Origin of the sequence: Streptomyces fuscigenes, from assembly GCF_021556455.1 — a bacterium.
Taxonomy (GTDB): Bacteria; Actinomycetota; Actinomycetes; order Streptomycetales; family Streptomycetaceae; genus Streptomyces; species Streptomyces fuscigenes.
Window position 1 is genome coordinate 1 of record NZ_JAKGCV010000285.1, and the last position, 7,177, is coordinate 7,177.

Below are 7,177 nucleotides of genomic sequence, written 5' to 3' on the forward strand. Positions count from 1 at the left end.
CGCACCGGTCCCCGTACGGCGAGGGGCCCGTGCCGGACGGCCCCGACGCCGTCCTCGCGCTCGACGCCCCCACCTGCCGCGCCCTGTGCGGAGGCGCGCTCGCCCTGGCGGACGCGCTGGGGGCCGGATCGGCCGCGGTCCTGGGGGACGGGCCGCTCGCGAAGACGCTGCGGGGGGAGTGACACCGGGCGGAGGCGCTCCCGGCGGTGCGGGGCCGCCCGCTGCCGCCGGGGTAGGAGGCGGTCGTGGCGGTTCGGCGGCTACCGCGCCGGCGAGGGAGGATGGGCGGGTGCGACTCGAAGCGATCACGTGGGAACGGCTGACCGACGCCCTGGCCGACCGGTTGCTCAAGACCGAGCCGCGGGACGGCGCCTCCCGCCTGCGTGTCGGCTTCGACGGCGCCCCCGCGGCCGGCACCGGCCGCCCGGCGGCGGCACTCGCCGAGGCCCTGGCCCTGCGCGGCAGGCCCACACTCGTGGTGGACACGGAGGGCTTCCTGCGCCCCGCCTCCCTGAGGTTCGAGTACGGGCGCGAGGACCCCGACGCCTACTACGGCGGCTGGTACGACACCGGGGCGCTGTGGCGGGAGGTGTTCGGCCCCCTCGACCCGGACGGCTCGGGGCGTGTCCTGCCGGATTTGTGGGACCCGGCCACGGACCGCGCCACCCGCAGCGAGCCCGTCGAACTGCCGCCCGGCGGCGTACTCCTGCTGCACGGGCCGCTCCTCCTGGGCCAGTGGTTCCCCTTCGACCTGACGGTCCATCTGGACCTCTCGCCCGCCGCCCTGCACCGCCTCACCCCGCCCGAACAGCGCTGGACCCTGCCCGCTTTCGAGCGCTACGGCGCCGACACCGACCCGCGCGCCGCGGCCGACGTGGTCGTGCGCGCGGACCGCCCGGACCATCCGGCCTGGACAGGCCTGCCGGACTGACGGGGCCGGCCGGGCGCCGATCGGACGAAGCCGAACCGGCCGCCTCCTGGGCACCTCCTCCGGCGGAAGGAGGGGGCCCTGCCGGGCCTCTTCGTGCCGCGACAGGCCCTGCCAACACCACGTGTGCCGCGTCGATCTGATCGACCACCGAGGGCGGGCGACGCCGGGCCCGGGACGGGGCGGGGCCTTGCGGCCGGCGCCGAGGGACGGAGGTGGCCGTGGGCCCGGGTATTCGGCGTGGCGCGGCAGGTGATCCGGGCCTGCCGCCCATGTGCCTCAAGTGGCCTCCTCGGATGACCACTTGATGAGGCCGTCGGCCTCGGGCCGTCCGGAAGGGGCAGTCGGCCGGGAACTGCCGCAAACCATTGGACACCCCTTATCGTGGGCCCGGTCGTCTGGGGCCCACGCTGGTACCGGGCGCGGGAATGCGATTGCGCCGTAGCCCTCTCTGGAGTGCCCATGTGGACCTCGGCAAGGACGTGGTGGCGTCGAAGCCGCTCCTGGCGGCACGTCGGTCTCTTCGCCCTGGCCGGATCGGCGGTGACGGTCCTCTCGAAGGTGTGGCTGCCCGGACCGGTGGCCGTCGTTCTGGGCGCCGCCGCGGCAACCGTCTCGGGAGTGGGCCTGTCCCTCGTCACCGTCGGATTGCAACAGCGATCACAGGCCGCGCATGACCTGGGCAATGCCATAAACGCCTCGACCCGCCACGGCGGACTGCCTCGGGTCCGCGATGTCACGGACGCCGTCAGTGTGGGAGTCCACCCCGCCGAGGCGCTGTACAGCGGCGGAACGGAGGACCGGGTCCCTCCGTATGTGCCGCGTGACGCGGATGCCGAGGTGCGGGGGGCGATCCAGCGCGGTGGATTCGTCATGCTGGTCGGTGAGTCGACGGCCGGCAAGACACGTGCCGCCTTCGAAGCCGTGCGTCTCGTCCTCCCCGACCACATGTTTGCCTGCCCTGCCGATCGCGACGCGCTGGCGAGTGTCCTGCCCCTGGCTCTCGAGAGCGAGCGCTGCGTGGTGTGGCTCGACGATCTCGAGCGGTTTCTCGGGCCCGGAGGCGTCACGGTGCCCACCCTGACCAGACTTCTGCACGGTCGCAGCCGGTGTGTCGTCGCGACGATGCGGAGCCAGGAACTCGAACTCTACGGCGATCACGAGGAGACCGGTCAGCTCTCCGCCGACCGGGAGGTGTGGCGCACCGGGCGGGACGTCGTGCGTCAGGCGCACCGGGTGAGGCTCGACCGGCCGTGGTCGGACGGCGAACACGAGCGAGCGCGCGCCTACACGCGAGATCCCCGAATAGCGCGGGCCCTCGGAACGCGGGGCGCATTCGGAGTGGCCGAAACACTCGCCGCCGGTCCAGAACTCGCTCTTCGCTGGCGCAACGCGTGGGCGCCGGGACTGCATCCTCGAGCAGCCTCGCTCGTCGCTGTCGCCGTCGACGCCCGCAGAGCCGGTATTCACCGGCCCCTGACCGCGGCCCTGCTGCGTCGGCTTCATCAGCATCACCTCAACCTGCGCGGGGGAGCGGCTCTCCGCCCCGAGCCCTTTGCCGACGGACTTGTGTGGTCGCAGCAGCCGGCGCATCCGAACGGGGCGAGCAGCATGCTGATCGGTGACGGGGAGGGACGCTACTGGGCCTTCGACTACCTGGTGGACCTTCCGGAGCTGGGCCCGATCCCGGACGGTGTCTGGGACGGCCTGCTGGACGCTGCCACCGACGGCGAGACCTTCGACATGGGGCAGACAGCTCTCGCCTCCTATCAATACGACAGAGCGAAAACAGCATTTACGAGGGCCTTCGCGGCCGGCATCGCCAACGCCGACCTGGCACTGGCCGAGACCACGGCGCGGATGGGGCACCCCGCTGAAGCGGCCGACCTGAATCAGGCAGCCCTGGTGCGCCGCGCGGCCCTTGGAGCCGACCATCCCGACCTCTTGGCGATCCGGTACAACCTCGCCTCATGCCTCGGACTGGCCGGAGATCCGGCGGGCGCCGTCGCCCTCCTGCCCGAGTTGGTGGCGGACCGCGCGCGGGTTCTGGGCCCCGAGCACGCCCTGACTTTGACGACGCGCCACGCGTTGGCGAGGTTCACGGGCGAAGCAGGCGACCCCTCCGGAGCGGCCGCGCAGCTGCGGGACCTGCTGAGAGACCGGGTACGGGTGCTGGGGCACGATCATCACCAGACGTTGACGACGCGGCATGCTCTGGCGCGGTTCATGGGCGAGGCGGGTGATCCTGCGGGGGCGGTCGTGCAGCTTCGTGTGCTGTTGGCGGATCGGGTGAGGGTGCTGGGTCCCGATCATCCGCATACTTTTTCGGCGCGGCACAATCTGGCCCGGTTCATCGGGCAGTCGGGAGACCCGGCCGAGGCGGTCCGTCAACTCGCCTCCCTGCTCGCGGACCAGGAGCGCATCTACGGATCCGACCATCTGCAGACGTTGACGACGCGGCATGCTCTGGCGCGGTTCATGGGCGAGGCGGGTGATCCTGCGGGGGCGGTCGTGCAGCTTCGTGTGCTGTTGGCGGATCGGGTGAGGGTGCTGGGTCCCGATCATCCGCATACTTTTTCGGCGCGGCACAATCTGGCCCGGTTCATCGGGCAGTCGGGAGACCCGGCCGAGGCGGCCCGTCAACTCGCCTCCCTGCTCGCCGACCGGTCACGCGTACAGGGCGACCGGCATCCGGGAACGATACGCACACAGCAGGAGCTCGTGATCTGGCAGGCCCGACAGTGAAGAAACGCTGCCATGCGACGTCTTCACTAGAGTGGGTAATCGTGTCAAGTGGTGCAGTCGCCGGATTGCTGGAGCGCAGCCGAGAGGAGACTCAGTGAAGCAGACCGCATTCGCGTCGGTGCAGCCACACGAGGTCGTGGTGGCGGGCACCCGCTTCCTTGCGTCCTTCCGACGGCGTTCTCGAATCGGAGTGCTGGCGCTTCACGGGACGATCGAAGCGGGAACCGCCGAGATGGCCCATGCCGTCGCCGATCGCGCGGGTGCCTCCGTCCTGTCCTTCACACAGCCGTGGCGTCCGGCCACGCATGTTCCCTCGCACCGGATGAGCGCTGCCGATTGCGACGCCATGAGTTCGTTTCTGAGTCACGCGGATTTCGTCGTCTCACTGCACGGACACGGCCGCTCCCACAATCCGCCTTCCATCTTTCTGGGAGGCGTCAACCGAACGGCTGCCGGGGTTCTGGGAAGGCACATGCGGGATCTGGACGACCAGTTCCAGGTAGTGGAGGACTTGGACGAGATTCCACGCGGGCTTCGCGGTCTCCACCCGCGCAATCCCGTGAATCTGGCGCGGCACGGCGGAGTCCAGATCGAGTTGCCGAGCACGGCTCGGACGCAGCGGTCGGACTCCGACGCGCCGTCCCCCTTCGGGGCCGTCACGCGGGCAATCACGCAGGGCGTGGCCGAACTCGCCCTCCTGGCGCAGGGGTGACTCCGCGGAGCCCTGAGGAGAGGGGCGCGGCGGCCGGTTCGCGCATCCGCAGCGGGCAGGGAGGAAGCCGCGCAGACGGCGGAGTGGCGCGTCGGGCCGTCGCCGCCGACAATCCGAGCGGTTGCGCTTCGTCTCCCGACCCCACGCCCTGCCCCGCACACGCGCCCCGCGCGCGCCGCGGCCCACGCCCGAAGCGGCGCGTACGCCGTCCGGACGCGGGCCGCCGCGTGGTGAGGGGCTACGCCGCCATCGCGTGGTCGAGCGCGCCGTTGGGGTTCAGCACGTACTTCCGGCTGGCCCCCTTGTCGAACTCCTCGTAGCCGCGCGGGGCGTCGTCCAGCGAGATCACCGTCGCGTTCACCGCCTTGGCGATCTGCACCTTGTCGTGCAGGATCGCCTGCGCGAGCTGGCGGTGGTACTTCATCACCGGCGTCTGGCCGGTGTAGAAGCGGTGGGCCTTCGCCCAGCCGAGTCCGAGGCGGACCCTCAGCGTCCCGGTCTGCGCGTCCGCATCCACGCCGCGCGGGTCGTCGGTCACGTACAGGCCGGGGATGCCCAGCGCGCCGCCCGCACGGACCGTGCCCATCAGGGAGTTGAGGACCGTCGCGGGCGCCTCGCCCGCGCCCTTGCCGTGTCCCTTGGCCTCGAAGCCGACCGCGTCGACCGCCGCGTCCACCTCGGGCTCGCCGAGGATCTGGTCGATCTGGTCCTCCAGCTTGCCCTGCGTCAGGTCGACGGTCTCGCATCCGAAGCTGCGTGCCTGGGCCAGTCGTTCCGGGTTCATGTCGCCGACGATGACGACGGCCGCTCCGATCAGCTGCGCCGCGGCGGCCGCCGCGAGGCCGACCGGGCCCGCGCCCGCCACGTACACCGTCGAGCCGACCTCCGTACCGGCGGTGATGGCGCCGTGGTAGCCCGTCGGAAAGATGTCCGACAGCATCGTGAGGTCGAGGAGCTTGTCCATCGCCGCGTCCTTGTCGCGGAACTTCAGCAGGTTGAAGTCCGCGTACGGAACCATGACGAACCTCGCCTGGCCGCCGACCCAGCCGCCCATGTCGACGTAGCCGTAGGCGCCGCCGGGGCGTCCCGGGTTCACGTTCTCGCAGATGCTCGTCTGCCGCTCCTTGCAGTTGCGGCAGCGCCCGCACGCGATGTTGAACGGTACGGAGACGATGTCGCCGACGTCCACGAACTCCACGTCCGGTCCGCGCTCGACCACCTCGCCGGTGATCTCGTGGCCCAGGATGAGGCCCTCCGGGGCCGTCGTGCGGCCGCGGACCATGTGCTGGTCGCTGCCGCATATGTTGGTCGCGAGGATCTTGACGATCACGCCGTGCCGGCACATCCGGCCGGCGTTCTCCTTGGCCACACCGGGCCCGTCCTTCAGCTCCAGCGTCGGATAGTCCGTGTCGCGGACCTCCACCACGCCCGGCTCGATGTAGGCGACTGCCCTGTTTCCTCCAGCCATGCCGAATCGCCGTCCTTTCGGAAGCTCGCGCTCTACGGCCGATGCCGTCAGTACTGATGCGGCGCTTGCCGCAGCCCTGACTCACGACGTTCTGTGTTCGATTTCACAGTAGAGCCGGTCCCGGGGGTCTACAACGCCGTGCGGATCCGGCCGCCCGGCGCCGTGACGGCCGCGCCGGGCGCCGCGCCGGGGGTGCGTGCCGCCGCGAAACCCCTCGCGACCTCGGACGATGCCGCTCGGGTCGCCGAGGGCCGAGGTGCCGGGGGCGGGCCCCGGACCGGCCGGGCGGACCGCCGGGGGCTCCTCGCCGTGCCCCGGATCCGGCGGCCTTCCCGCGGGCGGCCGCGACCACCGTGCATCCCGCCGATTCTTCACGGTTCGTGCAGACCGTCGCTGAAGCCGCCACTCGCAACGGACTTTGCTAACCGGGCGGACCGTCCTAGTCTCGCCCGGAGCCGGCGCGTCAGCACCGGCCCGACCGGGACGCCGAGGGGTGGAGGGGCACCGCAGGATGCAGGGCACCGTCAACGGATTCAGCTACGGCCTCGTGACGCCCGTCGTCGCCTTCCTGATGGCGTGCCTCGGCGGTGCGCTCGGCCTGCGCTGCACCGCCCCGGCCCTGCGCAAGGACGCCCCCTGGCGGCCCGCCGTGCTCGCCCTGGGCACGATCGCCATCGGCTGCGGCGTGTGGACCATGCACTTCGTCGCGATGACCGGCTTCTCCGTCGACCAGGTGGGCATCCGCTACGACGCCCCCACCGTCTTCGCGAGCCTCGGCGCCGGCATGGTCATGATCGGCGCCGGCCTCTTCGTCGTCGGGCACCGGGGCGCCACGCGCATGGCGCTCGCCACCGGCGGCACGCTGACCGGCCTCGGCATGGCGAGCATGCACTACCTCGGCATGGCGGGCATGCGGCTGCAGGGCCGGATCGAGTACAGCACGGTCACGGTGGTCGCCTCGGTGGCCGTCGCGGTCGCCGCGGCGGTGGCGGCCCTGTACGCGACCACGCGCCACCGCGGGGTGCTCGCCCACCTCGCGGCGGTCGCGTGCCTGGGCGGTGCCGCGACCGGCATGCACTACCTGGCGATGGCCGGCTCCCACGTCCGCCTCGCCGATCCCGCGGCCGGCTCCGGCGCCGGGGACGGCACCGACCTCGGACCGCTGCTGCCCATGCTCGCCGGGCCCGTCGCCTTCCTGGTGCTGGCCGGCCTGGTCATGGTCTTCGAGCCGCAGCTGCTCGCGGGGGCCGCCGCCCCGGACCGCACGACCGCCCCGCAGGCCTCCCTGGCCCGCACGCGGGGCCCGGTGCGCGGCGGGGGCGGC

5 protein-coding genes and 1 pseudogene are annotated in these 7,177 nt (G+C 72.0%); 5 read left to right on the forward strand and 1 reads right to left on the reverse strand.

Translation table 11 applies throughout. The annotated features are described in order from the left end of the window. From L1885_RS20090 to L1885_RS20105, 4 genes and pseudogenes are all read left to right on the forward strand, one after another. Nucleotides 1-182, forward strand: a pseudogene (locus L1885_RS20090) (transcriptional regulator); the annotation flags it as partial. 107 nt (nt 183-289) lie between these two features. Next, nucleotides 290-931: a nucleoside/nucleotide kinase family protein gene (locus tag L1885_RS20095; protein ID WP_235798555.1), complete on the forward strand. Its 642-nt coding sequence runs from the start codon at nt 290-292 to the stop codon at nt 929-931. Nucleotides 932-1,390: 459 nt separating this feature from the next. Next, nucleotides 1,391-3,673 carry a tetratricopeptide repeat protein gene (locus tag L1885_RS20100; protein ID WP_235798556.1) on the forward strand — a complete coding sequence of 761 codons (2,283 nt, stop codon included), beginning with the start codon at nt 1,391-1,393 and terminating at the stop codon, nt 3,671-3,673. Nucleotides 3,674-3,767: 94 nt separating this feature from the next. After that, nucleotides 3,768-4,385: a poly-gamma-glutamate hydrolase family protein gene (locus tag L1885_RS20105; RefSeq protein WP_235798557.1), complete on the forward strand. Its 618-nt coding sequence runs from the start codon at nt 3,768-3,770 to the stop codon at nt 4,383-4,385. Between the two features lie 238 nt (nt 4,386-4,623). Here the strand turns inward: L1885_RS20105 and fdhA are convergent, their stop codons facing one another. Then, on the reverse strand, nt 4,624-5,853 hold the full coding sequence (fdhA, locus tag L1885_RS20110) for a formaldehyde dehydrogenase, glutathione-independent (RefSeq protein WP_235798558.1): 1,230 nt from the start codon (nt 5,851-5,853) through the stop codon (nt 4,624-4,626). A gap of 511 nt (nt 5,854-6,364) precedes the next feature. On the opposite strand from fdhA, the gene L1885_RS20115 reads away from it, so the two are divergent. Beyond that, on the forward strand, nt 6,365-7,177 hold an 813-nt coding region (locus L1885_RS20115), incomplete at its 3' end, for an MHYT domain-containing protein (RefSeq protein ID WP_235798559.1).